At 71.7% G+C, this 25,505-nt stretch carries 25 protein-coding genes and 1 pseudogene; 7 read left to right on the forward strand and 19 right to left on the reverse strand.

Annotated features, from left to right (window positions below; all coding sequences use genetic code 11):
* The first annotated feature begins 65 nt into the window (after nt 1–65).
* On the forward strand, nt 66–302 hold the full coding sequence (locus ABT158_RS47110) for a glutaredoxin domain-containing protein (RefSeq protein WP_352365313.1): 237 nt from the start codon (nt 66–68) through the stop codon (nt 300–302).
* On the opposite strand, the gene ABT158_RS47115 is transcribed toward ABT158_RS47110, so the two are convergent.
* The 8 genes from ABT158_RS47115 to ABT158_RS47150 form a co-directional block, all read right to left on the reverse strand.
* On the reverse strand, nt 289–1,824 hold the full coding sequence (locus tag ABT158_RS47115; protein WP_352365315.1) for a PucR family transcriptional regulator: 1,536 nt from the start codon (nt 1,822–1,824) through the stop codon (nt 289–291). The two genes, ABT158_RS47110 and ABT158_RS47115, sit on opposite strands and share 14 nt — an antisense overlap.
* Nucleotides 1,815–2,477: a TenA family protein gene (locus ABT158_RS47120; protein WP_352320742.1), complete on the reverse strand. Its 663-nt coding sequence runs from the start codon at nt 2,475–2,477 to the stop codon at nt 1,815–1,817. The genes ABT158_RS47115 and ABT158_RS47120 overlap by 10 nt, the downstream gene beginning before the upstream one ends.
* A 9-nt stretch (nt 2,478–2,486) precedes the next feature.
* Nucleotides 2,487–2,960, reverse strand: a complete 474-nt coding sequence (locus ABT158_RS47125) for a GNAT family N-acetyltransferase (RefSeq protein WP_352365317.1) — start codon at nt 2,958–2,960, stop codon at nt 2,487–2,489.
* Nucleotides 2,961–3,106: 146 nt separating this feature from the next.
* Nucleotides 3,107–3,844 carry a 4-hydroxy-tetrahydrodipicolinate reductase gene (gene dapB / locus ABT158_RS47130; protein ID WP_352365319.1) on the reverse strand — a complete coding sequence of 246 codons (738 nt, stop codon included), beginning with the start codon at nt 3,842–3,844 and terminating at the stop codon, nt 3,107–3,109.
* 114 nt (nt 3,845–3,958) lie between these two features.
* Complete coding sequence (locus ABT158_RS47135; RefSeq protein ID WP_352365321.1) at nt 3,959–5,266, reverse strand: M16 family metallopeptidase; 1,308 nt, start codon at nt 5,264–5,266, stop codon at nt 3,959–3,961.
* Between the two features lie 46 nt (nt 5,267–5,312).
* Nucleotides 5,313–7,649, reverse strand: a complete 2,337-nt coding sequence (locus ABT158_RS47140; RefSeq protein ID WP_352365323.1) for a polyribonucleotide nucleotidyltransferase — start codon at nt 7,647–7,649, stop codon at nt 5,313–5,315.
* 393 nt (nt 7,650–8,042) lie between these two features.
* Nucleotides 8,043–8,312, reverse strand: coding sequence for a 30S ribosomal protein S15 (gene rpsO, locus ABT158_RS47145; protein ID WP_090945762.1), 270 nt, complete (start codon nt 8,310–8,312; stop codon nt 8,043–8,045).
* A gap of 188 nt (nt 8,313–8,500) precedes the next feature.
* Nucleotides 8,501–9,427, reverse strand: a complete 927-nt coding sequence (locus tag ABT158_RS47150; protein ID WP_352365325.1) for a bifunctional riboflavin kinase/FAD synthetase — start codon at nt 9,425–9,427, stop codon at nt 8,501–8,503.
* Between the two features lie 102 nt (nt 9,428–9,529).
* Between ABT158_RS47150 and ABT158_RS47155 the strand changes: the two genes are divergently transcribed.
* On the forward strand, nt 9,530–10,549 hold the full coding sequence (locus ABT158_RS47155) for a TRM11 family SAM-dependent methyltransferase (protein ID WP_352365327.1): 1,020 nt from the start codon (nt 9,530–9,532) through the stop codon (nt 10,547–10,549).
* Between the two features lie 68 nt (nt 10,550–10,617).
* On the opposite strand, the gene truB is transcribed toward ABT158_RS47155, so the two are convergent.
* From truB to rimP, 8 genes are all read right to left on the reverse strand, one after another.
* Nucleotides 10,618–11,490 (reverse strand): tRNA pseudouridine(55) synthase TruB, encoded by an 873-nt coding sequence (gene truB, locus ABT158_RS47160; protein WP_352365329.1) that lies wholly within the window; start codon nt 11,488–11,490, stop codon nt 10,618–10,620.
* The gene (locus ABT158_RS47165) at nt 11,472–12,509 is read right to left on the reverse strand and encodes a DHH family phosphoesterase (protein ID WP_352365331.1); all 1,038 of its coding nucleotides are present in this window, start codon (nt 12,507–12,509) and stop codon (nt 11,472–11,474) included. Before ABT158_RS47165 ends, truB begins: the two co-directional genes overlap by 19 nt.
* The gene (rbfA, locus tag ABT158_RS47170) at nt 12,506–12,946 is read right to left on the reverse strand and encodes a 30S ribosome-binding factor RbfA (RefSeq protein ID WP_352320726.1); all 441 of its coding nucleotides are present in this window, start codon (nt 12,944–12,946) and stop codon (nt 12,506–12,508) included. The genes ABT158_RS47165 and rbfA overlap by 4 nt, the downstream gene beginning before the upstream one ends.
* A 39-nt stretch (nt 12,947–12,985) precedes the next feature.
* The gene (locus tag ABT158_RS47175) at nt 12,986–13,282 is read right to left on the reverse strand and encodes a DUF503 domain-containing protein (RefSeq protein WP_352320823.1); all 297 of its coding nucleotides are present in this window, start codon (nt 13,280–13,282) and stop codon (nt 12,986–12,988) included.
* Between the two features lie 120 nt (nt 13,283–13,402).
* Nucleotides 13,403–16,522, reverse strand: coding sequence for a translation initiation factor IF-2 (gene infB, locus ABT158_RS47180; protein ID WP_352365336.1), 3,120 nt, complete (start codon nt 16,520–16,522; stop codon nt 13,403–13,405).
* Nucleotides 16,523–16,647: 125 nt separating this feature from the next.
* On the reverse strand, nt 16,648–16,947 hold the full coding sequence (locus ABT158_RS47185; RefSeq protein ID WP_352365338.1) for a YlxR family protein: 300 nt from the start codon (nt 16,945–16,947) through the stop codon (nt 16,648–16,650).
* On the reverse strand, nt 16,931–17,935 hold the full coding sequence (gene nusA, locus ABT158_RS47190) for a transcription termination factor NusA (protein ID WP_352365340.1): 1,005 nt from the start codon (nt 17,933–17,935) through the stop codon (nt 16,931–16,933). The genes ABT158_RS47185 and nusA overlap by 17 nt, the downstream gene beginning before the upstream one ends.
* A gap of 12 nt (nt 17,936–17,947) precedes the next feature.
* Entirely contained in the window at nt 17,948–18,442 is a 495-nt protein-coding gene (gene rimP / locus ABT158_RS47195; protein ID WP_352365342.1) for a ribosome maturation factor RimP, read from the reverse strand.
* A gap of 284 nt (nt 18,443–18,726) precedes the next feature.
* Between rimP and ABT158_RS47200 the strand changes: the two genes are divergently transcribed.
* Nucleotides 18,727–19,242 (forward strand): hypothetical protein, encoded by a 516-nt coding sequence (locus tag ABT158_RS47200; protein WP_352365344.1) that lies wholly within the window; start codon nt 18,727–18,729, stop codon nt 19,240–19,242.
* 11 nt (nt 19,243–19,253) lie between these two features.
* Entirely contained in the window at nt 19,254–19,745 is a 492-nt protein-coding gene (locus tag ABT158_RS47205) for a ferritin-like domain-containing protein (protein ID WP_352365346.1), read from the forward strand.
* Nucleotides 19,746–19,907: 162 nt separating this feature from the next.
* On the opposite strand, the gene ABT158_RS47210 is transcribed toward ABT158_RS47205, so the two are convergent.
* Both ABT158_RS47210 and ABT158_RS47215 read right to left on the reverse strand, forming a co-directional pair.
* Nucleotides 19,908–21,650 carry a proline--tRNA ligase gene (locus tag ABT158_RS47210; protein ID WP_352365348.1) on the reverse strand — a complete coding sequence of 581 codons (1,743 nt, stop codon included), beginning with the start codon at nt 21,648–21,650 and terminating at the stop codon, nt 19,908–19,910.
* 129 nt (nt 21,651–21,779) lie between these two features.
* Nucleotides 21,780–22,451 carry a hypothetical protein gene (locus ABT158_RS47215; RefSeq protein ID WP_352365350.1) on the reverse strand — a complete coding sequence of 224 codons (672 nt, stop codon included), beginning with the start codon at nt 22,449–22,451 and terminating at the stop codon, nt 21,780–21,782.
* Nucleotides 22,452–22,584: 133 nt separating this feature from the next.
* Between ABT158_RS47215 and ABT158_RS47220 the strand changes: the two genes are divergently transcribed.
* A complete protein-coding gene (locus tag ABT158_RS47220) occupies nt 22,585–23,553 on the forward strand; it encodes an acyl-CoA dehydrogenase family protein (RefSeq protein ID WP_352365352.1) in 969 nt (322 codons plus the stop codon).
* A 6-nt stretch (nt 23,554–23,559) separates the two neighbouring features.
* Here ABT158_RS47220 and ABT158_RS47225 read toward each other — a convergent pair whose 3' ends face one another.
* Nucleotides 23,560–24,033, reverse strand: coding sequence for a hypothetical protein (locus ABT158_RS47225; RefSeq protein ID WP_352365354.1), 474 nt, complete (start codon nt 24,031–24,033; stop codon nt 23,560–23,562).
* A gap of 101 nt (nt 24,034–24,134) precedes the next feature.
* On the opposite strand from ABT158_RS47225, the gene ABT158_RS47230 reads away from it, so the two are divergent.
* Together ABT158_RS47230 and ABT158_RS47235 are read left to right on the forward strand one after the other, a co-directional pair.
* The gene (locus tag ABT158_RS47230) at nt 24,135–25,202 is read left to right on the forward strand and encodes an LLM class flavin-dependent oxidoreductase (protein WP_352365356.1); all 1,068 of its coding nucleotides are present in this window, start codon (nt 24,135–24,137) and stop codon (nt 25,200–25,202) included.
* A pseudogene (locus ABT158_RS47235) lies at nt 25,199–25,505 on the forward strand (hypothetical protein); the annotation flags it as partial. The gene ABT158_RS47230 and the pseudogene ABT158_RS47235, both read left to right, overlap by 4 nt.

Consider the following 25,505-nt stretch of genomic DNA (forward strand, 5'->3'; position numbering starts at 1 on the left):
GTTGGCACATGAGAGTATTCGGCGCCTGCGCCACGAGTCAAACCCACCTAACGAATCGGAAATACATGATCACCGTGTACAGCGCTCCCTGGTGCGGTCACTGCCACCGGCTCAAGGCGCAGCTCTCCCGCGCCGGCATCCCGTACACCGAGATCGACGTGGACGAGACCCCCGGCGCCGTCGACCTCATCGCCGAGCTCAACGGCGGCTCCTGGCTCATCCCCACGGTCGTCTTCCCGGACGGCTCCGCCCTGGTCAACCCCGGCGTGGAGGAGGTGCGGGCGCGGCTCAGCGCATCCTGAGTGCCAGCATGAAGTCGACCCGCTCGTCCCAGGAGTTGAGCGACCTGCCGGTCAGCTCCTCGATCCGGCGCAGCCGGTAGCGCAGCGTGTTGACGTGCACGTGCAGGCGCTCGGCCGTGGCCGCCCACGAGCCCGACTCCTCCAGGTACGCCTGCAACGTCTCCAGCAGGTCCGTCTGGTTGGCCGCGTCGTACGACTCCAGCCGCCCCAGCAGCCGCGACCGGAACGCCCGGCGCAGCTCCCCAGGGATGGCGGCCAGCAGCGTGCGGTGGGAGCTGACGTCGTCGCCGGTGATCACGCTGACCCGGTCGCCGCTCAGCCCGGCCAGCGTGAGCGCGTGCCTGGCCTCCTCGATCAGGCTGCTCAGCGCCGCCGGACCGGTCGTCACGCTGCTCACCCCGAGCATGATGCGGCCCTGGCCGAGCCCCGCCTCCAGGGTGCGCGCGCCCCTGAGCACGTGGGCCGTCAGCTCGTCGGCCGTGTTGCCCGCCAGCGGGACGAGCGCGACCGCCTCGGCGGGGCCGGTGGCCGTGACGATGCCGGGCGCCAGCGGCCGCAGCAGCTCGTCCAGCACGGGCACGGCGACCTCGTCGCCGCCGCCGTCGAGCCGCGCCGACAGGGCGACGGCCAGCAGTCCGTGCTCGGTCTCCACGTGCAGCGTGTGCAGCCGCGACACCACGCCGGGCAGCGCCGCGTCGCCCGACTCCAGCAGCGTCAGGAGCTGGTCGAGCACCCGCCGCTCGATGCGCTGCGCCGCCTCCAGCCGCGAGCGCTCCAGCGCCACCAGCGCGGCCAGCTCGACGACCAGGTCCTCGTTCTCGCCCTGCACCTGCTCCCCCGCGTACGCCAGGAACCAGTTGGCGATGCGGTGCGGCGCCCCCTTGCTGACCGGGAACACCGACAGCGTCGTGCCGTCCTCCTGCGTCACCATCCCGGGCAGGAACCGCGCGGTCAGGAACGTGTGCGCCAGCCGCAGCCGGGCCGCGGCGTCCAGCGGCTGCGAGCCGACGACCACCCGGCCCGTGGGCGAGAGCACCCAGCAGGGCACGTCCAGCTCGCCCGCCACCGCCGTGACGAGCTTGGTGAGGCTGCCGCCGTCGACCAAGGTGCTGGCCAGCCGCCTGCGGGCGGCGTACGCGGGCCGCGGCGGCGTGCCCAGCTCGGCGATCAGGGCCCGCAGGACGTGCTCGGTGACCTGGCTGAACGGCACGTCCACCGGCAGGGTGAGCAGCGGCAGCCCGGCCTCGGCGCAGGCGTCGAGCAGGTCGGCCGGGGGCACCTTGAGCGCGGTGCCGGCGACCAGCGCCGCCACGTCCCCGAGCCTGGCGACGAAGTCACGCGCGGAGGCCGGGCCGGTGTGCCAGGTCAGCTCGGTGAGCACCAGCTCGCCCGCCTTGACGAACATGGCCGGGTCGGGCAGGTCGGTCGTGGCGACGCCGCGTACGCGCCGGTCGAGCAGGTCGTGCCCGGTCAGCACCTTCAGGGCGAGCTGGTCGGCCTGGAGGAGGTCCCTCAGCCGCATGGCCAGCCTTCCCGGCGCCAGGCCGCGTCCCAGAACATCCACTCGTAGCGGGCCGTGGTGAGCGCGCGGTCGAGCAGCCGCAGCCGTTCCTCGCCGGCCGGCGCCAGCCCGTCCAGCAGGTCGAGCACTCCCGCCACGGTCTCCTGGTAGCCCTCACCGCCGTAGGTGTCGATCCACCAGGCGTAGAGCGGGTCGGGAGAGGACCGGCCGAGCAGGGTCTCGCCGACCCGGGCGTAGATCCAGTAGCAGGGCACGATCGCGCCCAGCGCCTCCGGGAACGTGCCCAGCGAGCACGTGCGCACCAGGTACGACGTGTACCCGACCGTCGTGGGCCCGGCGGGCGTCTTGCGCGCGTCGGCCTCGTCCAGCCCGAACGCGGCCAGCAGCTCCACCACGAGGCTGTGCTCCACCTCGACGGTCATGGCGGCGTCGCGGGCGAAGCGCTGCACGCCGGACGGCTCCGGCGACCGCGCCGCGCACGCCGCCAGCGCCCTGGCGTAGTCGGGCAGGAAGTGCGCCTCCTGCACCACGTAGTGGCGGAACGCCTCCCGCGGCAGGGATCCGTCGGTCAGCCCCGACAGGAACGGGTGGGCCAGGATCTGGTCGTACACACCGCCGACGACCTGCCACAACTCATCACGAAACCGGCTCACCCGCCCAGGCTATCGGCGCATCACGACCCGCGGCGCCACCTCGATGCCCAGCTCGCGCTCGTGTTCCACCAGCGCCCGCAGCTCCGGGCCCCACTCGGCCTCGGGCAGCACCGCGAAGCCGTGCCGCTCGTACCAGGGGGCGTTCCAGGGCACGTCGCGGAACGTCGTCAGCGTGACCGCCGGCGCCCCGACCGCCCGCGCGTGGTCGGCCACCGCCTCCACCAGGCGCCCGCCGATGCCCTGCCGCATGTGGTCGGGGTGCACCGCGAGCTGGTCGAGATGCAGGTTGCCGTCGACCCGGCCGATCAGCGCGAACCCGGCCGGCGGGTCGCCCTCGACCAGCACCGAGGTCGCGTCCGTGACCTCCTCGACCATGGTCGTGCCCGGCGGGAAGACTATGCCGGCCTGCTCGAACAGCTTGTCGGCGGCCAGTTCCACGGAGATCAGCCCGGCCAGCTCGCCCGGGTCGGCCCATCGCACCATGACGACACGGTCTCATGTTTCGGGTGGACCACGCCGCTCGTATTAGTGTTGATGATCGTAGGCCCGGCTGTGCGGAGCCGGGACCCTCTCCTCACGACGTGCCCATGACCCCAGTCACATGCGGTCATGGGCACGTCGTGCAGCGGTCACAGGTCGAGCAGGGGCTCCAGGCCCACGGTGAGGCCGGGCAGCTCGCGCACCCGGCGCACGCCCAGCAGCACGCCCGGCGTGAACGCCGACCTGCTCATCGTGTCGTGCCGGATGGTGAGGATCTCGCCGTCGCCGCCGAGCAGCACCTCCTGGTGGGCGATCAGCCCGGACAGGCGCACCGCGTGCACGTGCACCCCGCCGACGTCGGCGCCGCGGGCGCCGTCGAGGGCGGTGCTGGTGGCGTCGGGCATCCCGCCGAGCCCGGCCTTGCCGCGCGCCTCGGCCACCAGCTCAGCGGTACGCCGGGCGGTGCCCGAAGGGGCGTCGGCCTTGTTCGGGTGGTGCAGTTCGATGATCTCGACGGACTCGAAGTGGCGGGCCGCCTGCTGCGCGAAGTGCATCATGAGCACCGCCGCGATGCCGAAGTTGGGGGCGATCAGGCAGTTGACGCCCGGCGAACGCGCCAGCCACCCGCGCACGGTCTCCAGCCGCCCGGCGTCGAACCCCGTGGTGCCCACCACCGGGTGCACGCCGTGGGCGATGGCCCATTCCAGGTTGCCCATGACCACGTCGGGATGGGTGAAGTCGACCACCACCTCGGCGCCTTCGAGCCCCTCGACGGGATCGTCCTTGTCGAGCGCGGCCACCAGCTCCAGGTCGTCCGCCGCCTCGACCGCCTTGCACACCTCGACGCCCACGCGACCACGCGCGCCCAGCACACCAACCCTGATCACGCCCCCAACCCTATTACGCCCGCCACCCCCTCCCAAGCACCGCCCGAAAGAGAGAGGGGGAGAGCGGAATCCCGCTCTCCCCCTCGACAACAGCCCCGTCCGGGGCGGACCCGGTCAGGCGATGGCCTCCGAGAAGTCCTTGTCCCCGTACGGCCCGATGACGGCCAGCGTGAGCGGCCGGTTCAGGACGTCACGGGCGACCTCCCCGATCTCGTCGGGGGTGACCGCCTCGATCCGCGCCAGCACCTCGTCGACCGACATCAGCTCGTCGTAGACCAGCTCGTTCTTCCCGATCCGCGACATGCGCGACCCGGTGTCCTCCAGCCCGAGCACGAGCCCGCCGCGCATCTGCCCCTTGCCGCGCATGATCTCGTCGGCGGTGATGCCTTCGGCCACCACCCGGGACACCTCGTCGCGGCAGATCTTGAGCACGTCGTCGATCTTCGAGGGCAGGCAGCCCACGTAGATCCCGAACTGCCCGGTGTCGGCGTAGGCCGAGGTGTAGCTGTAGGCCGAGTAGGCCAGCCCGCGCTTCTCCCTGATCTCCTGGAAGAGCCGGGAGGACATGCCGCCGCCCAGCGCGGCGTTGAGCACGCCGAGCGCGAACCTGCGGTCGTCGGTGCGGGACATGCCGGTCGTGCCGAGCACCAGGTTGGCCTGCTCGGTCGGCCGGTCCAGCACCCTGACCCCGGAACGGGTCTCGGCGCCCGGACCGCTGGTGCGCGGCGGGGCGAACTCGTAGGGGCCCTCCAGCGCGCCCGCCCGCTCGTACGCGCGGGCGACCAGCTCGACGACCTCCTCGTGCCGCACGTTCCCCGCCACCGACACCACCGTCGTACGCGGCCGGTAGTACCGGTGGTAGTACTCGGCGATGCGCTCGCGGCCCAGGGCGTTGATCGACTCGACCGTGCCCAGGATGGGCCGGCCGATCGGCGAGTCGCCGTAGAGCGCGGCGGCGAACTGCTCGTGCACCACGTCGGACGGGTCGTCGTCGTGCATGGCGATCTCTTCCAGGATCACCCCGCGCTCGGACTCGACGTCCTCCTCGGTGATCAGCGAGCTGGTCACCACGTCGGCGAGCACCTCGACCGCCACGGGCAGGTCCTCGTCGAGGACCCGCGCGTAGTAGCAGGTGTACTCCTTGGCGGTGAAGGCGTTGATCTCGCCGCCGATGCCCTCGATGGAGGCCGAGATCTCCATCGCGTCCCGCGTGGGCGTGCCCTTGAACAGCAGGTGTTCGAGGAAGTGGGTGGCCCCCATGTGCTCGGGGGCCTCGTCACGCGAGCCGATGCCGACCCACATGCCGACCGCGACGCTACGCACGGTCGGCATGGTCTCGGTCACCACACGGAGCCCGCCCGGCAGGACGGTGCGCCTGACGACCCCGGCTCCGTCCTTGCCGGGGTGCAGCGTGGTGGTCATCACGAGGCCTCCTGCTTCGGGGGTGCCGAGAACTGTGGTTGCCCGGTCACGAGTTGCGGTCGTCGCCCTCGTCGGGGCGGCTGGTGCGCACGCGGGTCCGGGTGCGGCGCGGCCGCTCCGGCTTGTCCTCGGCGGCGGCGGAGTCGGCCTCGGGCGCGGGAGCCTCGCCGTCCTCGGCGCCGGTCGCGGCCTTGGCCTCCTTCTCGGCGGCCTCCTTCTCGATGACCTCGACGGGCACGAGGGAGAGCTTGCCCCGGCCGTCGATCTCGGCGATCTCGACCTGGATCTTCTCGCCGACGCCCATGACGTCCTCGACGTTCTCGATGCGCTTGCCGCCGTGCAGCTTGCGGATCTGGGAGACGTGCAGCAGGCCGTCCTTGCCGGGCATGAGCGAGACGAACGCGCCGAAGGCCGCGATCTTGACGACCGTGCCCAGGTAACGCTCGCCGACCTCGGGCATGTGCGGGTTGGCGATGCTGTTGATCGCCGTGCGGGCGGCCTCGGCCGAGGGCCCGTCGGTGGCGCCGATGTAGATCGTGCCGTCGTCCTCGATGGTGATCTCGGCGCCCGTGTCGTCCTGGATCTGGTTGATCATCTTGCCCTTCGGGCCGATGACCTCGCCGATCTTGTCGACCGGGACCTTGATCGTGATGATGCGCGGCGCGGTCGGGTTCATCTCCGCCGGGGAGTCGATCGCCTCCTGCATCACGTCGAGGATCGCCAGACGGGCGCCCTTGGCCTGCTTCAGCGCGGCGGCCAGCACGGAGGCGGGGATGCCGTCGAGCTTGGTGTCGAGCTGCAGGGCGGTGATGACGTCCTTGGTGCCGGCGACCTTGAAGTCCATGTCGCCCATGGCGTCCTCGGCGCCGAGGATGTCGGTCAGCGTGACGTAGCTGCCGCCCTCGCTGATCAGGCCCATCGCGATGCCGGCGACCATCTCCCTGAGCGGCACACCGGCGTCCAGCAGCGCCATCGTGGACGCGCAGACCGAGCCCATCGAGGTGGAGCCGTTGGAGCCGAGGGCCTCGGAGACCTGGCGGATGGCGTACGGGAACTCCTCGCGCGAGGGCAGCACCGGGATGAGCGCCCGCTCGGCCAGCGCGCCGTGACCGATCTCGCGGCGCTTGGGCGAGCCCACGCGGCCCGTCTCACCGGTGGAGTACGGCGGGAAGTTGTAGTTGTGCATGTAGCGCTTGGTCCGCTCGGGGTTGAGCGTGTCGATGTTCTGCTCCATGCGCAGCATGTTCAGCGTGGTGATGCCCAGGATCTGGGTCTCGCCGCGCTCGAACAGGGCCGAGCCGTGCACCCGGGGCACCACGTGGACCTCGGCCGACAGGGCGCGGATGTCCTTGGTGCCGCGGCCGTCGATGCGGACGCCCTCCTTGACGACCCGCTCGCGCATGAGCTTCTTCATCACCGAGCGGAAGGCGGCGGAGATCTCCTTCTCGCGCCCCTCGAACTCGGGCAGCAGCCGCTCGGCGGCCAGCGCCTTGACCTTGTCGAGCTCGGTCTCGCGCTCCTGCTTGCCGGCGATGGTCAGCGCGGCGGCCAGCTCGGTCTTGATCGCGGCCTCGACCGCGTTGTAGACGTCGTCCTGGTAGTCGAGGAAGACCGGGTACTCGGCGGTCTCCTTGGCGGCGACCTGCGCGATGCGGGACTGCGCCTCGCACAGCACCTTGATGAACGGCTTGGCGGCCTCAAGGCCCTGCGCGACGGTCTCCTCGGTCGGCGCGACCGCGCCGTCGGCGACCAGCTTGAGCGTGTCCTTGGTGGACTCGGCCTCGACCATCATGATCGCGACGTCGCCGTCGTCGAGCAGGCGGCCCGCCACGACCATGTCGAACGTGGCCCGCTCCAGCTCGGGGTGCGTCGGGAAGGCCACCCACTGGCCCTCGATCAGCGCGACCCGCACGCCGCCGATCGGGCCGGAGAACGGCAGCCCGGCGAGCTGCGTGGACAGCGAGGCGGCGTTGATGGCGACCACGTCGTAGAGGTGGTCGGGGTTGAGCGCCATGACCGTGGCGACGACCTGGATCTCGTTGCGCAGGCCCTTGACGAACGACGGGCGCAGCGGCCGGTCGATCAGGCGGCAGGTCAGGATCGCGTCCTCGGACGGACGGCCCTCACGGCGGAAGAACGAGCCGGGGATGCGGCCCGCGGCGTACATGCGCTCCTCGACGTCGACCGTGAGCGGGAAGAAGTCGAAGTTCTCCTTGGGAGCCTTGGACGCGGTGGTGGCAGAGAGCACCATCGTGTCGTTGTCGAGATAGGCGACGGCGGAACCCGCCGCCTGGCGCGCGAGACGGCCGGTTTCGAACCGGACCGTGCGCGTGCCGAAAGAGCCGTTGTCAATGACGGCTTCAGCGGTGTGGACACCCTCCACGGGGGACCTCCTTGTGGTCGGTCACCCGCGCCCTCTTTTCTCACCGGCACCCTCGTGCCTATGAAGGGACCCGCTCGTCAGACGGCCGCCCGTCCGTCGTGCCCGGTGGCACGGTGGCGGCGAGCCGTCAGCGTGTCCCCCATAGAAGGTGCAGCGCCGGTCTTCGATCGAAGCGCCCGGTCATTCTTACCGGAAGCCACTACCGAGGACCGGCCCGCAGGCGTCGCGGGTCGCATGGTGCTGAATCGGACGCGGGGGCTGTGTGTCTCGGATATTCAGTTGTACGCCGACGGCGCGGCGGTTCACCGCCACGACGCGCCGGTCGTGTGCTCCTACCCACATGGGCGGAACCATATGAGAAGGGAGCGGCGCCGGGCGCCGCTCCCTTTCATGTTATCGGCGCAGACCGAGTCGCTCGATGAGCGAACGGTAACGCTGGATGTCGACCTTCTGCAGGTACTTCAGCAGACGACGCCGGCGACCGACGAGCAGAAGCAGGCCACGACGGCTGTGGTGGTCGTGCTTGTGCGTCTTCAGGTGCTCGGTGAGCTCGCTGATGCGCTTGCTGAGCAGCGCGATCTGCACCTCGGGCGAACCGGTGTCGCCTTCGGCCGTCGCGTACTCGCTGATGATGGTCTTCTTGGCAGCGGTGTCGAGGGACACGGCTCTCCTTCGATCTACGGACACGCGCGAATGAGATGAGAGTGCGAACGACCGTGCGTGCCTACAGTCGCCGCGTGAAGGCCGTCATGGGCAGCGCAGCAGCGCCACCGTCACAGAGCCGACATGCAAGGTTACCATCGGAGTCAAGCGTTTCGCGCCCGCGAATCCCGCGCCCGCCGCGGCCGGTGTCACGACGTGATGCGGCGGGCGGCGTCGACGTCGGCCTGGATCTGGTCGATCAGCGCCTCGATCGACTCGAAACGGGTGTTGCCCCTCAGCCGGGCGGCGAACTCCACCGCCACGTGCACGCCGTAGAGCTCCAGGTCGTCGCGGTCGAGCGCGTACGCCTCCACGGTACGCGGCACGCCCTCGAACGTCGGGTTCGTGCCCACCGAGATCGCCGCCGGCCACCGCTCGCCCTCGTACGGCGCGGGCAGGTTGGCCACCGGGACGCACTCCAGCCACCCCGCGTAGACCCCGTCGGCCGGGATGGCCGTCTGCTGCGGCGTCTCGACGTTGGCGGTCGGGAAGCCGAGCTGCCGCCCCCGCTGGTAGCCGCGCACCACCACGCCCTCCACCCGATGAGGACGGCCCAGCTCGGCCGCGGCCCCCTCGACGTCACCGGCGACGATCAGCTCGCGCGCGGAGGACGAGGAGACGCCGTCGAGCAGGGGCACCACCTCGACCTCGAAGTCGTACTTGTCGCCCAGCGTGCGCAGCGTCTCGACGTCGCCGGCGGCGTGGTGCCCGAACGTGAAGTCCGCGCCCACCACGACCACCGCCGCCCCGAGGCGCTCGCTCAGCACGCCCTGGGCGAAGTCGTCGGGGCTCGTCCTGGACAGGTCGAGGGTGAACTCCACCACCTCGACGTCGTCGATGCCCAGCTCGGCCAGCAGCTCGGCGCGCCGCTTGAGCGTGGTCAGCCGCGCCCGCCGGGTGCCCGGCCGCACCACCTCGTCGGGATGCGGCTCGAACGTGACCGCCACGCTGCGCGCCCCCCGCTCGCGGGCCAGCTCGACCGTCCGCTCGATCACCTTGCGATGCCCGCGATGGACCCCGTCGTACACGCCGATGGTCACCACAGACCCTCTCGAACCCCGCACGCTAGGCCCCATTCGTTCGTGGCAGATCAATCCGACACAAGCCTGCCATGCACCTCCCGCTCACCTCCAATCGAGGGGCGGAGCGCGGTATTCCCGCAAGTAGGATGAGCCATCATGCCTCGATACGCGCTCCTGATCCTGCCCGCCTTCAACCGGGTCTACGGCGAGAGCTCCCCACGTCTGACCAGGGGCGAGCTGGCCGTCTTCAGCGACCACGCCATCGAGAACACCGTGCTGGACAGCGCGGAGACCACCATCGGCGGCGTCCCGTACATCACGTTCGAGACCGCCGAGCCGCTCTCCGACTCCGACGTCGCGCTGCTGTCCAACCTGTCCTCCGTCTACGCGGTCTTCGGCGTCGAGGGCGACCTGCTGCGCCCGCTGGCCATACGCCCCCTCGACCGGCTCAGCAGCGACCTGCTGACCATCCAGAAATACGCCGGCAAGACCAACGAACACTTCACCAAGCTGCTGCTCAACGTCACCGTGCTCGCCTCCGACCGGCCCATGTCCGGGAAGTTGTCGGTGTTCGACCCGATGTGCGGCCGCGGCACCACCCTCAACCAGGCCCTCATGTACGGCTACGACGCCTACGGCCTCGACGTCGACGGCAAGGACTTCGAGGCGTACACGCTGTTCATCAAGACCTGGCTGCGCAACAAGCGGCTCAAGCACACCGCCGAGACCGTGCCGGTGCGGCGGGCGCGGGCGCTGGTGGGGCGGCGGCTCAACGTCACGTTCGGGCTGTCGAAGGAGGCCGTCAAGGCGGGCGACGTGCAGCAGCTCGCGGTGGTCAACGCCGACACGCTCAAGAGCCGCGAGTTCTTCAAGCCCCGCACGTTCGACGTCGTCGTCACCGACGCCCCCTACGGCGTCCAGCACGGCAGCAAGGGCGGCGGCGGCCTGTCCCGCAGCCCGCTGGAGCTGCTGCGGCAGGCCGTGCCGGTCTGGGCCGAGCTGCTGCGTCCCGGCGGCGCGATGGGCATCTCCTGGAACACCTACGGCGGCAAGAGCGCCGAGCTGGCCGCGATCCTCACCGGCGCGGGCCTGGAGGTCATGGACTACCCCGACTTCGAGCACTGGGTCGACCAGGCGATCGTCCGCGACATCCTGGTCGCCCGCAAACCCGCCTGACGGCGAGGGCCGCAAACGCGCCTGACGGACGAGGGCCGCAAACCCCGCCTGACAGCCAGGGCCGCGGCTCAGCCCGCGAACACGGCCAGTGGCTTGGCGATCCGGCCCTGCTCCTCCACCAGCGCCAGCAGCTCGCCCTCCGGACCGAACACGCCGATCGGCCCGGCCCCGAGCCCGGCCGCGGGCAGCCGGCCGCCGTGGCCGATCACGCGCGCCTCCTCGGCGGTCACGTCCCGGCGCGGGAACGCCGCCGACACCGCCTCGCCGATGGGCAGCACCACGCACTCCTCGGCGAGCTGGTCGATGCTACGGGCCAGCGACAGGTCGTAGGGGCCGACCCGGGTCCGGCGCAGGCTCGTCAGGTGGCCGCCGACGCCGAGCGCGGCCCCCAGGTCGCGGGCCAGGGCCCGGATGTAGGTGCCGCTGGAGCAGGTGACGACCGCGTCGACGTCCACGACGTCGCCGCCGGCCCTGATGTCGAGCACGTCGAAGCCGTACACGGTGGCGGGCCGGGCCGCGAGCGCGACCTCCTCGCCCGCGCGGGCCATCTTGTACGCCCGCTGCCCGTTCACCTTGATGGCGCTGACCTGCGGCGGCACCTGCATGATGGCGCCGGTGAGCGCCTCGACGCCCTTGTGCACCTCGGCCGCGCCCACCTCCGCCGCCGACGCCGTGGCCACGGTCTCGCCCTCGGCGTCGTCGGTGTTGGTGGACACGCCCAGCCGGATCGTGGCCTCGTAGACCTTCTCGGTCAGCGCCAGGTGCCCGAGCAGCCGGGTCGCCTTCTCCACCCCGATCACCAGCACGCCCGTGGCCATCGGGTCGAGCGTGCCGGCGTGCCCGACGCGGCGGGTGCCCGCGATGCGCCGCATCTTGGCCACCACGTCGTGCGAGGTCCACTCGCCCGGCTTGTCGACGATGATCAGACCGCTCTCGGCCATCCAGCCTTCCCCAGCTCTCGTCTGAACTTGGCCATGGTCTCCTCCACGCTGTCGTAGGAGGTGAACCCGGCCGCGTTGTGATGCCCGCCGCCGCCCAGCGCGGCGCACACGGCCGCCACGTCGACCCCGCCCTTGGACCTGGTCGACACCTGCCAGTCGCCGTGGTCGTCCTCCTTGAGCACGACCGCGACCTCGGCCTCGTCGGTACGGCGGACGATGTCGATCATGCCCTCGATCTCCGAGTACGGCAGCCCGTACGCGGCCCGGTCGACCCGCGGCACGTACGTCCAGACCATCGAGCCCTCCAGCTGCACCCGGTCGAGCGCCCTGGCCAGCACCTTGAGGTAGCCGAACGGCGAGCGGTCCCACAGCTCGCGGGCGATCTCGTCGGTGTGCAGGCCCGTGGCCACCAGCCGGGACGCCATCCGGTGCACGGCCGGCGTGGTGGAGGCGTAGCGGAAGGAGCCCGTGTCGGTCACCAGGCCGGTGTACAGGCAGGTGGCGATGTCCCGGTCGAGGCTGCCGCCGAGCCGGTAGATGAGCTGCTCGGCCAGCATGGCCGTGGCCGCCGCCCGCGGGTCGATGAGGCTGTGCGTGCCGAACCCGGCGTTGGACGGGTGATGGTCGATCACGATGACCTCCTCCGCCCTGGCCGCGTTGGGGCTGAGCAGGCCCAGCCGCTCGAACGTGGAGGAGTCGAAGGTGATCATCAACGCCGGGGCCTCGGGATAGTCGGCCGGCGGGCACAACATCTCCTGCCCCGGCAGGAACCGCAGGATCCGCGGGACCGCGAAGTACTGGTCACCGAAGGAGGCCACGACCCGCTTGCCGATCGAGCGCAGCACGTAACCGACGGCCAGCATCGAGCCGAGCGCGTCGCCGTCGGGCGACACGTGACAGGCCAGGGCGACCTCGTCGACCTGGCCGATGAGCTGGACCGCGCGCTCCCAGGCGGCCTCGGGGATGTCCGTGGCCTCCTGGGAGGGCTGCTCGGCTCGGGCGCGCACGTGCGACGTCACGCCTGGTCGTCCTCACCCTCATCGGGCTTCTTGTAGGGGTCGGCCTCGCCGGCGTAGGCCGCGCCCTCGGCCCGGCGCGCCACCTCGGCGTCCCGCGCCCTGGCGGCGTTGATCAGGTCGTCGAGCTGGCGGGCGCTGTCGGGCAGCGGGTCGTGCCGGAACGTCAGCGTCGGGGTGAAGCGCACGCCGGTCTGGCGGCCCACCTCGGCGCGGATGATGCCCTTGGCACTCTCCAGGGCGGCCGCGCTGTCGGACCGCTCCGCGTCGGAGCCGAACACCGTGTAGAACACCGTCGCCTCACGCAGGTCAGCCGTGATCCGCGTGTCGGTCACGGTGACGAAGCCCAGGCGCGGGTCCTTGATCCGGCGCTCCAGCATCTCGGCGACGATCTGCTGGATGCGGTCGGCGAGCTTGCGCGCTCGTGCGGCATCCACCATGTTCGCTCCCCCTCACGCACGACCTGGCCGTGCTGTCGTTCAATCTTCGTCGTTGTAGAGGCGCTGCCTGGCTGACAGCAACTCGATCTCAGGGCGGAAGGCCACCATCCGCTCGCAGGCGTCCATCACCTCTTTGCAGTTACCCGCGGAGGCGGAGATCACCGCGACGCCCACCTCGCACCTGCGATGCAGGTCAAGATGGCCGGTCTCGGCCACCGCGATGGACGGATAACGTCGCTGCAGCTCGGCGATCAGAGGCCGGACGACAGAGCGCTTCTGCTTCAGCGAACGCACGTCGCCGAGCAGGATGTCCAGGGTCAGAGCACCCACATACATCGTGTGAAACCACCGCTTGGCCTGGTGGGGTGGAAGCACGACCGGCCCGCTGCGGTGGGAAGGGGGCCCGGGCGTGCGAGAGGCGCCCGGCGGAGGTTCCGCCGGGCGCCCGGCCGCGGGTCAGACCCGCGGCTTCTCCCGCATCTCGAACGTCTCGATCGTGTCGTCGATCCGGATGTCGTTGTAACCGACACCGATACCGCACTCGAAGCCCTCGCGGACCTCGGTGGCGTCATCCTTGAAGCGACGCAGGGACGAGACGGTCAGGTTGTCGGCGATGACGACGCCATCGCGGATCACCCTGGCCTTGCTGTTGCGGACGATCGTGCCGGAGCGGACCAGCGAACCGGCGACGTTGCCGATCTTCGGCACCTTGAAGACCTCGCGGACTTCTGCGGTGCCCATCTGGACCTCTTCGAACTCGGGCTTGAGCATGCCCTTGAGCGCCGCCTCGATCTCCTCGATCGCCTGGTAGATGACCGAGTAGTAGCGGATGTCGACGCCCTCGCGCTCGGCCAGGTCGCGCGCCCGAGGCTCGGGGCGGACGTTGAAGCCGATGATGACCGCGTTGTCGTCGGCGACGGCCAGGTTGACGTCGTACTCGGTGATGGCGCCGACCGCGCGGTGCAGGACACGGAGCCTGACCTCGTCGCCGACGTCGATCTTGAGCAGGGCGTCTTCCAGGGCCTCCACCGAACCGGACACGTCACCCTTGATGATGAGCTTGAGCTCGTCGACGCGACCCTTCTCGAGGTTGCTGAACAGCTCCTCGAGGGTGAGGCGGCGGCTCGACTTCGCCATGTCGGCGCTGCGCTTGCGCGCCGCGCGCTGCTGGGCGATCTGGCGGGCCATGCGGTCGTCGGTGACGACGATGAAGTTGTCACCGGCGCCGGGAACGGCCGTCAGACCCATCACCAGGACCGGACGCGACGGCGTGGCCTCTTCGACCGCGTCGCCGTTGTCGTCGAGCATCGCGCGGACGCGGCCGAAGGCCTCGCCACACACGATCGAGTCGCCCACGCGCAGCGTGCCGCGCTGGACCAGGACGGTCGCGACGGGGCCGCGGCCCTTGTCGAGGTGCGCCTCGATCGCGATGCCCTGGGCGTCCATCGTCGGGTTGGCCCGCAGGTCGAGCTCGGCGTCGGCGGTGAGCAGGATCGCCTCGAGGAGGTTGTCGATGCCCGTGCCGTTCTTCGCCGAGATGTCGACGAACAGGGTCGAGCCGCCGTACTCCTCGGCGACCAGGCCGTACTCGGTGAGCTGGGCGCGGACCTTGTTGGGGTCGGCCCCCTCCTTGTCGACCTTGTTCACCGCGACCACGACCGGGACGTCGGCCGCCTGGGCGTGGTTGAGCGCCTCGATCGTCTGCGGCTTCACACCGTCGTCGGCCGCGACCACCAGCACCGCGATGTCGGTGGACTTGGCGCCTCGGGCACGCATGGCGGTGAACGCCTCGTGACCCGGGGTGTCGATGAAGGTGACCTTGCGGTCTTCGCCCTCGTGCGTCGTGGCGACCTGGTAGGCACCGATGTGCTGGGTGATGCCACCGGCCTCGCGCGCCACCACGTTGGTCTTGCGGATGGCGTCGAGCAGCTTGGTCTTACCGTGGTCGACGTGACCCATGACGGTCACGACCGGCGGACGCGCGGCAAGGTCGCCCTCGTCGCCCTCGTCCTCGCCGAACTCGATGTCGAAGGCCTCGAGAAGCTCGCGGTCCTCCTCCTCCGGGCTGACGACCTGGATGTTGTAGTCGAGCTCGGCGCCGAGGAGCTGCAACGTCTCCTCGTTGACCGACTGGGTCGCGGTCACCATCTCGCCGAGGTGCAGCATGATCTGCACGAGCGAGGCGGGGTTCGCGCCGATGCGGTCGGCGAAGTCGGACAGCGACGCGCCGCGCGGCAGGCGGATCGTCGCGCCGTTGCCGCGAGCGACCTGCACACCGCCGATCGCCGGCGCCGACATGTTGTCGAACTCCTGGCGCCTCTGACGCTTGCTCTTACGACCACGCGCGGGACGGCCGCCGGGACGCCCGAACGCGCCCGCCGTGCCACCGCCGCGACCACGGCCGCCGCCACCGGGACGACCGCCGAAGCCACCGCCGCCGCCGCCGGGACCACCGGTGCCGGTACGGGGACCGGCGCCACCGCCACCGGGACGACCGGCGAAGCCGCCACCGCCACCGGGACGACCGCCGCCACCGCCGGGACGGCCACCGCCGCCACCGCCGCCGGGACGACCGCCACCGCCGCCGCCACCGGGACGCGGGCCACCGCCCGGACCGGCAGGACGACCCTGCGGCATCATCATCGGGTTGGGACGCGGCCCACCCGGACGCGGACCACCGGCGCCGGGACCCGGACGCGGACCGGCCGCACCGGGCGGACCGGGACGCGGACCCGCGGGACGCGGACCGGCCTCGCCGCCGCCACCGGGACGCGGCGGACGCGGCATCGCGCCGTCACGCGGCGGACCCTCACGACGCTCGCGCTGGCCGGGGCCACCGCCGTCGCGGTTGCCGCCGGGACGCGGCGGACGGGACTGGCCCATGCCGCTGGCGTTGGACGAGAACGGGTTGTTACCCGGACGCGGGCCACGCGGACCCGGCTTGGGACCGGGACCAGGACGCGGGCCGCCGCCTGCGGGCGCACCCGGACGCGGAGCCTGCTGCTGACCGCCGCCGCCACCGGAAGGCTGCCCGGGACGAGGCGCCGGACCGGGCTTGGGACCCGGACGGGCGGCGGGACCCGGACGCGGCCCCGGAGTCGGACGGGTGGGCGCGCCGGAACCGGCCGCGCTCTCGAAGCGGGCCTGCGGAGCCCCGGAGGTCTCGCCGCGCGCCGCCTCGGGCTGCTGCTGCGGCTGGTGGGGCATCGGCACCGGCGGACGCGGCTGCGCGCCGCCCGCGGGCGCCGCGGGCCCCGGACGCGGGCCCGGCCTCGGAGCCGGACCCGGACGCGGAGAAATAGGGGTCGGCGCCTCCGCGGCGCCGTTGCCGGCCTGGTGTTCTGCCGGACGGGGCGCAGCCTTGGGCGGCTGCGGCCTGTTGGACGACGAACCGCCGCCCCTGGAGGGCCCACCCTTCGATGCGCCCAGAGCTTCGGTGAGCCTGCGGACCACCGGCGCCTCGATGGTGGAGGACGCCGAACGGACGAACTCCCCCATCTCTTGGAGCTTGGCCATGACGACCTTGCTCTCTACGCCGAACTCCTTAGCGAGCTCGTATACCCGGACCTTCGCCACTGCACTCCCTTACTCGGCCCGGGAGGCTGGCTGTGCCGTCCGGACCGTCGTTAACTTGACGTCTTCATCGCCGCGTGCTCATCAGGCGCTCATAGCAATCTGACTCCGCCCATCAACTCGGCGTCCTACATGACATTTCGTGATTCCTCCTCCAGGTGTGCCCGCACTCGCGAGACGTCAAGCGGCCCCGGCACGCGGAACGCGCGCGGGAACGCTCGGCGACGCTCGGCAAGCTCCAGACAGCTCAAGGACGGATGCAGCGATGCACCGCGGCCAGAAAGCCGTCCTCGCAGATCAGGGACCAGATGGTCCTCGATCCGCACCAGGCGGAGCAGCTCGGACTTAGCCGTGCGAACCCTGCAGCCCACACAGGTGCGCTGTGGGGCCGCGTGGCCACCATATTCCAGCTTACCGTGTTGACGCATCTACGGAACCGGCGGCATCCTCGGCTTGTGTGTCAGGCCGGATGTCAATACGCCATCCGGTGAGCCGTGCGGCAAGCCGGGCGTTCTGCCCTTCCTTGCCGATGGCCAGCGAAAGCTGGTAGTCGGGGACCGTCACCCGTGCGACCCGTCCTTCGAGATCGAGAACCTCGACATGGGAAACACGGGCCGGCGACAGCGCATTCCCGACGAACTGGCCGGGATCCTCGGACCAGTCGATGATGTCGATCTTCTCGCCGTGCAGCTCGGTCATCACGCTGCGGACGCGCGAGCCCATCGGGCCGATGCAGGCGCCCTTGGCGTTGACGCCCGGCTTGCGCGACCGGACCGCGATCTTCGTGCGGTGGCCGGCCTCGCGGGCCACCGCGGTGATCTCCACGGTGCCGTCGGCGATCTCGGGCACCTCCAGCGCGAAGAGCTTCTTGACCAGGCCGGGGTGGGTGCGCGACAGCGTCACCGACGGCCCCTTGTGGCCCTTCTTCACCTGCACGACGTAGGCGCGGATGCGCTCGCCGTGCACGTAGTCCTCGCCAGGGACCTGCTCGGCGTGCGGCAGCACGGCCTCGATCTTGCCGAGGTCGACCAGCACCACGCGCGGGTCCTTGCCCTGCTGGATCACGCCCGAGACCAGCTCGCCCTCGCGGCTGGCGAACTCGCCGAAGTTGATCTCGTCCTCGGCGTCGCGAAGCTGCTGCAGGATGACCTGCTTGGCGGTGGTCGCGGCGATCCGGCTGAAGTTGCCCGGAGTGTCGTCGAACTCCCTGACGACGTCGCCCTCCTCGTCGAGCTCGGCCGCCCAGATCGTGACGTGGCCGCTGCCGCGGTCGAGCTCGGCGCGCGCCTTGGGCGCCGCGCCCTCGGTGCGGAAGTAGGCGATCAGCAGCGCGTCCTCGATCGCCTTGACGACCAGGTCGAAGGAGATGTCCTTCTCCCGCTCCAGGCTGCGCAGGACGCTCATGTCGATGTCCACGAGGCTTCCCCCTTAGCCTTCGTCGCCGTCGACGTCGTCGGTGTCGTCGATCCGGCGGAACTCCACCTGCACCCTGCCTCGGGTCAGGTCCTGGTAATCGAGCCGGCGGGCGGCGCCGGCGACGTCGAGGTCGACGCCGCTCTCGTCCGCCGCCAGAACGCGGCCCTCCACCACGGTGCCGTCTCTCATCTCGGCCTTCACCAGCCGCTTGGCGGCACGGCGCCAGTGGCGCGGCTCGGTGAGCGGGCGGTCCACGCCCGGAGAGGAGACCTCAAGTGTGTAGGCGGCCTGCCCCATCACGTCGTCGTCGTCGAGCGCCGTGGAGACGGCCTGGCTCACGTCGGCGATGTCGTCGAGGCTCACGCCGCCGTCGCGATCGACGATCACGCGCAGCAACCGCCTCTTGCCCGCCTGGGTGACCGTGACGTCCTCCAGATCGAGGCCCTCCGCGCCGACCACAGGCTCCAGGAGCTTCATCAGGTGGTCGCGGGGTGATGCGCTGCCCATATCGACCTCCCCTATTGTCATGTCTCAGCCGGGCGGACCTCGCCACTGGCTCTCCGCCGTCTGGCTGCGCAGCCAGCGACGACAGTTGACACCCTATCTGTACGGAGGCACGGAGAGAGCGCCACTCGTCGTGGTCGAGTGGCGGAGCGTCGCCTGACGGCGTTCCCGGGCACCAGCCCGTACGATGCTATCTGCGTCCGCAGTCACCTGGAGCCGTCGCCGTCGGCGCCCCGGTCACTGGGGTCCCTCGTCACCGGGTCCGTAGTCACCGGAGGTCCAAGCCCGTGCGCCCGCGTCACCTCTCCAGGCGAGCCGTGCTGGCGGGCGGAGCGGCCGCCCTGACGGCCTGCAGCGCCTCGGGTCCCGCCGGGCCCGCGACCCCGGCGCCCGACTCGCCCGAGACCGTCCTGCTGCGGCAGGTGGTCGCCGACAAGGAGCGCACGGTCGCCCTCTACACCGCGCTGATCGCGGGCGGCGCCGACTCCCTGGAGCCCTTCCGCGCCCGGCACCAGGCGCACCTGGCGGAGCTGCGCAAGTACCTGCCCGCGGGCCCGCCGCCCGCCTCGCCGCCCGTCTCCTCGCCCGCCGTGTCAGCGCCCGCCTCGCCGGGCGCGTCGCCCGGTGCCACGCCGTCGAAGTCGCCCAAGCCCACGTTGTCACGGCTGCGGGACGCGGAGCGCCGGGCCGCGGCGCAGCGGCCCCGTCAGCTCGCCGGCCTGTCCCCCGGCGTGGCCCAGCTCCTCGCCAGCATCGGGGCGTGCGAGGCGGTCCACGCCGTGTCGCTGCCCAAGTCGTCGTGAACGGGATCGTGATGAACGGGATCGTGAAGCACAGCGCCCTGGCGGCCGGGGACGACGTCGAGAAGCTGCGCAAGGCTCTGGCCGCCGAGCACGCCGCCGTGTTCGCCTACGGGCTCCTGGGGGCCCGTACGACCGACTCCCTGCGGGACCTGACCGGCGCCGCGTACGATGCCCACCGGGCCCACCGCGACCAGCTCCGCAATCTGATCATCGGCCGCGGGGGCCGCCCGACCGAGTCGGAGCCCTCCTACGCGCTGCCGTACGTGCCCACGGGCGCCGCGCAGGCCGCGCGCCTGGCCGTGCAGCTGGAGAACGGCGTCACGGCCGCCTATCTGGAGCTGGCCGCCGCCGCGGACCCGGCGCTACGCAAGTACGCCGCCCTGGCCATGCAGGAGTCGGCGACCCGCGCCTACGCCTTCCAGCCGGCACCGCCCGCGGCCTTCCCCGGCATGCCGGGCAGCACCCCGCCCGCGACGCCGGCGCCGTCCCGCTCCGGCGGCTGACGACACCACGCCCGGCCCGGCACCACGGCACGCCCCCATCGCGAGACCGGGCAGCGGCCAGGCCCCCTCACGAGAGCCGGGACAGCAGACCGGCTCCGTCACGGGAGCCGGGACAGCGAATCGACCCGCGGGCTGGGCAACCGCCGGCCCGCGGGGTGTGGGTCAGCGGCAGGCGGCGAGGATGCGGGTGGCGGCCTCGGCGAGGGGGATCTCCTCCTTGACGCCGGTCACCCGGTCGCGCAGCTCGATGACGCCCTGCGACAGCCCGCGCCCGATCACCACGATCGTGGGCACGCCCAGCAGCTCGGCGTCCTTGAACTTGACGCCCGGCGAGACCTGGGCGCGGTCGTCGACGAGCACCCGCAGCCCCTGCGCCTGCAGCTCGCCGGCCAGCTCAAGGGCGGCCTCGACCTGGTTCTCCTTGCCGGTGCCGACGATGTGCACGTCGGCGGGCGCGACCTCGCGCGGCCACACCAGGCCGAGCTGGTCGTGGGCCTGCTCGGCGATGACGGCCACGGCCCGCGAGACGCCGATGCCGTAGGAGCCCATGGTGATGCGGACGGGCTTGCCGTCGGGGCCGAGGGCGTCGAGGCCGGCGGCGTCGGCGTACTTGCGGCCGAGCTGGAAGATGTGGCCGATCTCGATGCCGCGGTCGATGGACAGCGGGGAGCCGCAGCGGGGGCAGGGGTCGCCGGCCCGCACCTCGGCGGCCTCGATCGTGCCGTCGGGGACGAAGTCGCGCCCGGCGACCACGTCGGCGGCGTGCTTGCCGGGCTCGTTGGCGCCGGTGACCCAGGAGCTGCCGGTGACGACGCGGGGGTCGACGAGGTAGCGGATGCCGAGCTCGCGCAGGATCTGCGGGCCGATGTAGCCGCGGACGAGCCCGGGGTGGGCGGCGAAGTCGGCGGCCTCGAAGATGGCGGGCTCGCCGGGCGCGAGCGCGGCCTCCAGGCGCTTGAAGTCGACCTCGCGGTCGCCGGGCACGCCGACGATCAGCGTCTCGACCTTGTCGGAGCCGGGGGTGGTGACCTTGACGACGACGTTCTTCAGCGTGTCGGCGGCGGTGACGGACAGGCCGTGGCGCTCGTTGACGTAGGACACCAGGGACTCGATGGTCGGGGTGTCGGGCGTGTCGAGGACCCGCATCGGCGCGGCGCCGTCGAGGTCGCGGACGGGCGGCGCGGTGGTGGTGACGGCCTCGGCGTTGGCCGCGTAGCCGCAGGAGTGGCAGGCCACGAACGTGTCCTCGCCGGTGGGGGTCGGCGCCAGGAACTCCTCGGAGGCCGAGCCGCCCATCGCGCCGGAGGTGGCGAACACGATCTTGTACTCGATGCCGAGCCGCTCGAACACGCGGATGTAGGTCTCGCGGTGCTGCTCGTAGGAGCGCTTGAGGCCGTCGTCGTCGAGGTCGAAGGAGTAGGAGTCCTTCATGAGGAACTCGCGGCCGCGCAGGATGCCGGCCCTGGGCCTGGCTTCGTCGCGGTATTTGGTCTGGATCTGGTAGAGCGTGACCGGGTAGTCCTTGTACGAGGAGTACTCGCCCTTGACCATGTCGGTGAAGAGCTCCTCGTGCGTGGGGCCGAGGAGGTAGTCGGTGCCCTTGCGGTCCTGGAGCCGGAACAGCAGGTCGCCGTACTCGGTCCAGCGGCCGGTGGCCTCGTAGTACTCGCGGGGCAGCAGGGCGGGGAAGAGCACCTCCTGGCCGCCCATCCGGTTCATCTCCTCGCGGACGATCCTGGTGACGTTCTCCAGCACCAGCTTGCCGAGGGGCAGCCACGAGTAGATGCCGGGGGCCACGCGGCGGACGTAGCCGGCGCGGACGAGGAGCTTGTGGCTCGGCACTTCCGCGTCTGCCGGGTCGTCCCGCAGGGTGCGAAGAAACAACGACGACATGCGCAGCAACACGGCTACTCCTTGCTCGGGCCTGGATCTGAAGGATTACAGGCTATCGACTCGGGGAGCCGCGCCGCGCGGCGTTAATCGGGCGCGCGTCCTGATCGGCCGGATCGCCGGGCTCGCGGCCGGTACGCCGGCTCAGGCCGACAGGGGCAGCCAGCCGCCCACGAAGACGCCCAGGCCGAGGGTGAACAGGCCGGCGAAGACGGCCGAGACCGCCAGGGCGCGCACGCGGGCCCGCCGGTTCCTGCGCAGCACCACGACCAGGGCCACGGCCAGCAGCGCGACCACCGTGGCGGGTCCGGGCCAGAACGACTGCTCGCTGTCGATGAAGCCGGGGGTCGCCCGGTCGACGACGTCGGCGATGAGCAGCGCGCCGATCGCGCCCGCGGCCAGGTCGCCCCAGCGGTCCCGCCTGCGGGTGACGTAGGCGAGCAGGCCGAGGCCGACGAGCAGGCCGACCGTCCAGTTCAGCCCGGCGACGCCGCCGCCGATGACGTCGAAGCCGTCCACACCGCGCAGCGCGCCCGCGCCCATGGCCGCGACCAGGGTGGACACGGCCGCCAGGAACGTGGTCAGCAGCGCCCAGCCGAACCCCGACGCGGTGGCGCCCACGACCAGGGCGAGGGTCAGGTAGGCGTACGGGTCGTAGAGCTGGCCGAACCATTCCGGGCCCTTGCCGGCGGTGAACATGCCGACGAGGCCGACGGCCAGTCCTGCCAGGAAGGCCGCCAGCACGTGGCGTTCCATGCGGCGTAGACGCCGGTCGCATTCGGCGAAGTCGGCGTACTCGATCGCGGTGTGGTTCATCTTCATTCCCTGGTCAATCCCTCCCCCGGAAATGTCTAGGGATGACCACATCCAGATTATGTATCCATCCACAAAAGGCAAATTTCGGTCATCCGTATCCAAGGCAAGCAATCGCTTGGTTTACGATGCCCGGGTGACCCTCTCCGAAGAGCTCGGCGCCGTCGTCCGCGCCTACCTCGCCGACCGGCCGGACGCGACGTGGCAGGCGTTCGCGCGGGACGTGGGCGTGGCGGGGCTGCTCGTGCCCGAGCGGTACGGCGGCGCGGGCTGCGGCCCGGCCGAGGCGGCGGCCGTGGCCGAGGAGCTGGGACGCGTGCTGTCACCCCACCCGTTCCTGCAGTCGGCCGTGCTGGCCGTCGGGGCGCTCCTGGCCGACGGGGACGAGGACGCGCGGGCCCGGCTGCTGCCGGAACTGGCCTCGGGGGCGGCGACCGCGACCGTCGTGCTGCCCGGCGACGGGGACCTGACGCTGGCGGACGACCGGCTCTCCGGCTCGGCGCCGTACGCGCTGGACGGCGAGATCGTGCTCCTCTACACCGGCGGGCACCTGGTCGAGGCCGAGCCGACGCGGCGGACGGCGTACCCGACCATGGACGAGACCCGCCCCCTGGTCTCCCTGACCTTCGACCGCACACCCGTACGAAGGCTGGGCCCGGGGACGTCGTGGGCCCGCGTACGCGACCTCGGGATCGCGGCGCTGGCGGCCGAGCAGACCGGCGGCGCGGCCCGCTGCCTGGAGATGGCCACCGAGTACGCGCGCTCGCGGCGGCAGTTCGGCCGGCCGATCGGCTCGTTCCAGGCGATCAAGCACAAGCTGGCCGACGTGCTGCTGCTCGTGGAGTCGGCCCGGTCGGCGGCACGGGCCGCGGCGGCGGCGCCGGAACCGGAGACGGAGGTCTTCGCGGCCGTCGCGGGGTCGTACTGCGCGGAGGCCTACCTGACGGCGGCGGGCGAGAACATCCAGGTGCACGGCGGCATCGGGGTGACCTGGGAGCATCCGGCGCACCGGTATCTCAAGCGGGCCACGTCCGACGCCCAGCTCCTGTGCCCGCCGCGGACGCACCGCGCCCGCCTGGCCGCGCACGTCTTCGGCGAGGCGTGAGGCGGCTCAGCCGCCGAGCAGCTCCTCCCACGGATGGCGGGTGTTGGTGCGGCGGGTGGTGTCGAGCGCCTCGGCCAGCCGCCACAACCCCGGCCGCGCGCGCACCCGCGCCCGGCCCATGGGGTCGATCGCGCGCAGCTCGAAGCGCACCCCCAGCACCTCCAGCACCGCCGAGCCCGCGCCCGCGGGGCCGGCGGCCGTGAGCGGCGCGCCGCCGGCGTCGCCGACCTGGCCGGCCAGCAGCGCGGCCACCTCCGAGGCGTACGGCCCGTCGCGCCACTCGATGTGCCAGCTCCGGTCGGCGCCGCGCCACCACGTCAGGTCGCGGCACGACTCGATGACGTCGGCCTCGGTCGCGAGGGCGGCCATGACCCGGCCGAAGGCCTCGTAACCGCGCGCGTCGGGGAGCGAGGGATCGTCGTCGCCATGGTCGTGGAACGTGCCGTCCTTCGACCGCCGCAGCGCGTGCTTTCGCCTCACGAGCAACCACTCTGATCGGCGGCGCGCCCTTCCCGCAAGTGTTCGGCCCTGATACGCTCTACCAAGCGAGCGCTTGGTTCACTACTTTCGCCGGAGGCGCGATGACGTCCCTACGGATCAGCCTGGGGTACGAACTGGAGGTCCGCGGCCGCACCCGCGGGGTCGAACGACAGGCGTTCCAGAACGTGATCGAGCAGGTCGTCCTCGGCGATCGGCTGGGGTTCGACACGGCCTGGTTCGTCGAGCACCACTTCACCAGGGGCTTCTCCCACTCCTCCGCCCCCGACCTGATCCTCGCGGCCATCTCCCAGCGCACCGAGCGCATCCACCTCGGGCTCGGCGTGGTGCTGCTGCCGTTCCAGTCGCCCATCCGCACCGCCGAGCGGGTCGCCACCCTCGACGTGCTGAGCGGCGGCCGGGTCGAGTTCGGCACCGGACGCGGCGCCTCCCCCCTGGAGTACCAGGCCTTCCAGCGGCCGTTCGAGAAGTCGCGGCAGATCTGGGAGGACTCGCTGGAGGCCACCCTCGCCATCTGGCGCGCCGACGGCGAGCCGATCAGCAGGTCGAACGAGTTCTTCGAGATCCCCGACGTGGCCGTCTACCCCCGTCCGGTCCAGGAGCCGCACCCGCCCGTATGGGTGGCCTCCACCTCGCTGGAGGGCTACCTGGCCGCCGCCCGGCACGGCTACAACCTGCTGGGCATGACGATGCTCAAGGGCATCGACGACGTCGCCGCCGACATCGCCAGATATCGGGAGTGCCTGGCCGAGAGCGGTTTCGACCCCGCCTCCCGGCGCGTGGCGCTGATGATCCCCTGGTTCGCCGCCCCCACCAGGGACGAGGCCACCGCCACCGCCGCCGACGCCGTCCTGTGGTACATCCGCCGCCAGGTCAACCTGGTCACCCCGCCCGACTACTACGACGCCCGGCACGCCACCCACCGCGTGCTGGGCCAGCTCGCCGCCGGGATGCCGCCGGAGGAGGCGATGGCCACCCTGCGCGAGCACCTCATGGTCGTGGTGGACGACGTCGAGGGCTCGCGCAAGGCGCTGGCCAGGATCGCCGAGGCCGGCGCCACGGACCTGATCATCCAGGCGCAGGTCGGCGGGCTGGCCCACGAGAAGGTTTGCGAGTCGATGACGCTGTTCATGAACGAGGTGGCCCGTTGACCGCCGCCCGCTGGCTGACCCGCGACGACCTCGCCTCGGCCGCACGCACCGCCGAAGGGCTGCTGCTCGTCGCGCCCGACCTGTCCAGCGTGTTCCCGCTCGCCCCCGAGGACGCCGCCGCCGCGACCGGGCTCACCGCGGCGGCGCTGCGCGCGGCCGGGGTCGGCGGGCGCGACCGGGTCGTGGTGGCGCTCGCCGAGCCCGCGGGCGCGCTGTCAAGGCGGGCGGTGCGCGAGCGGGTGGTCTGGCTCGCCGGTGACGACGAGGACTTCATGCGCGCGATCGGGCGCGCGGCCATCGCGC

The organism is Nonomuraea sp. NPDC001636 (genome assembly GCF_040298265.1).
GTDB lineage: Bacteria > Actinomycetota > Actinomycetes > Streptosporangiales > Streptosporangiaceae > Nonomuraea.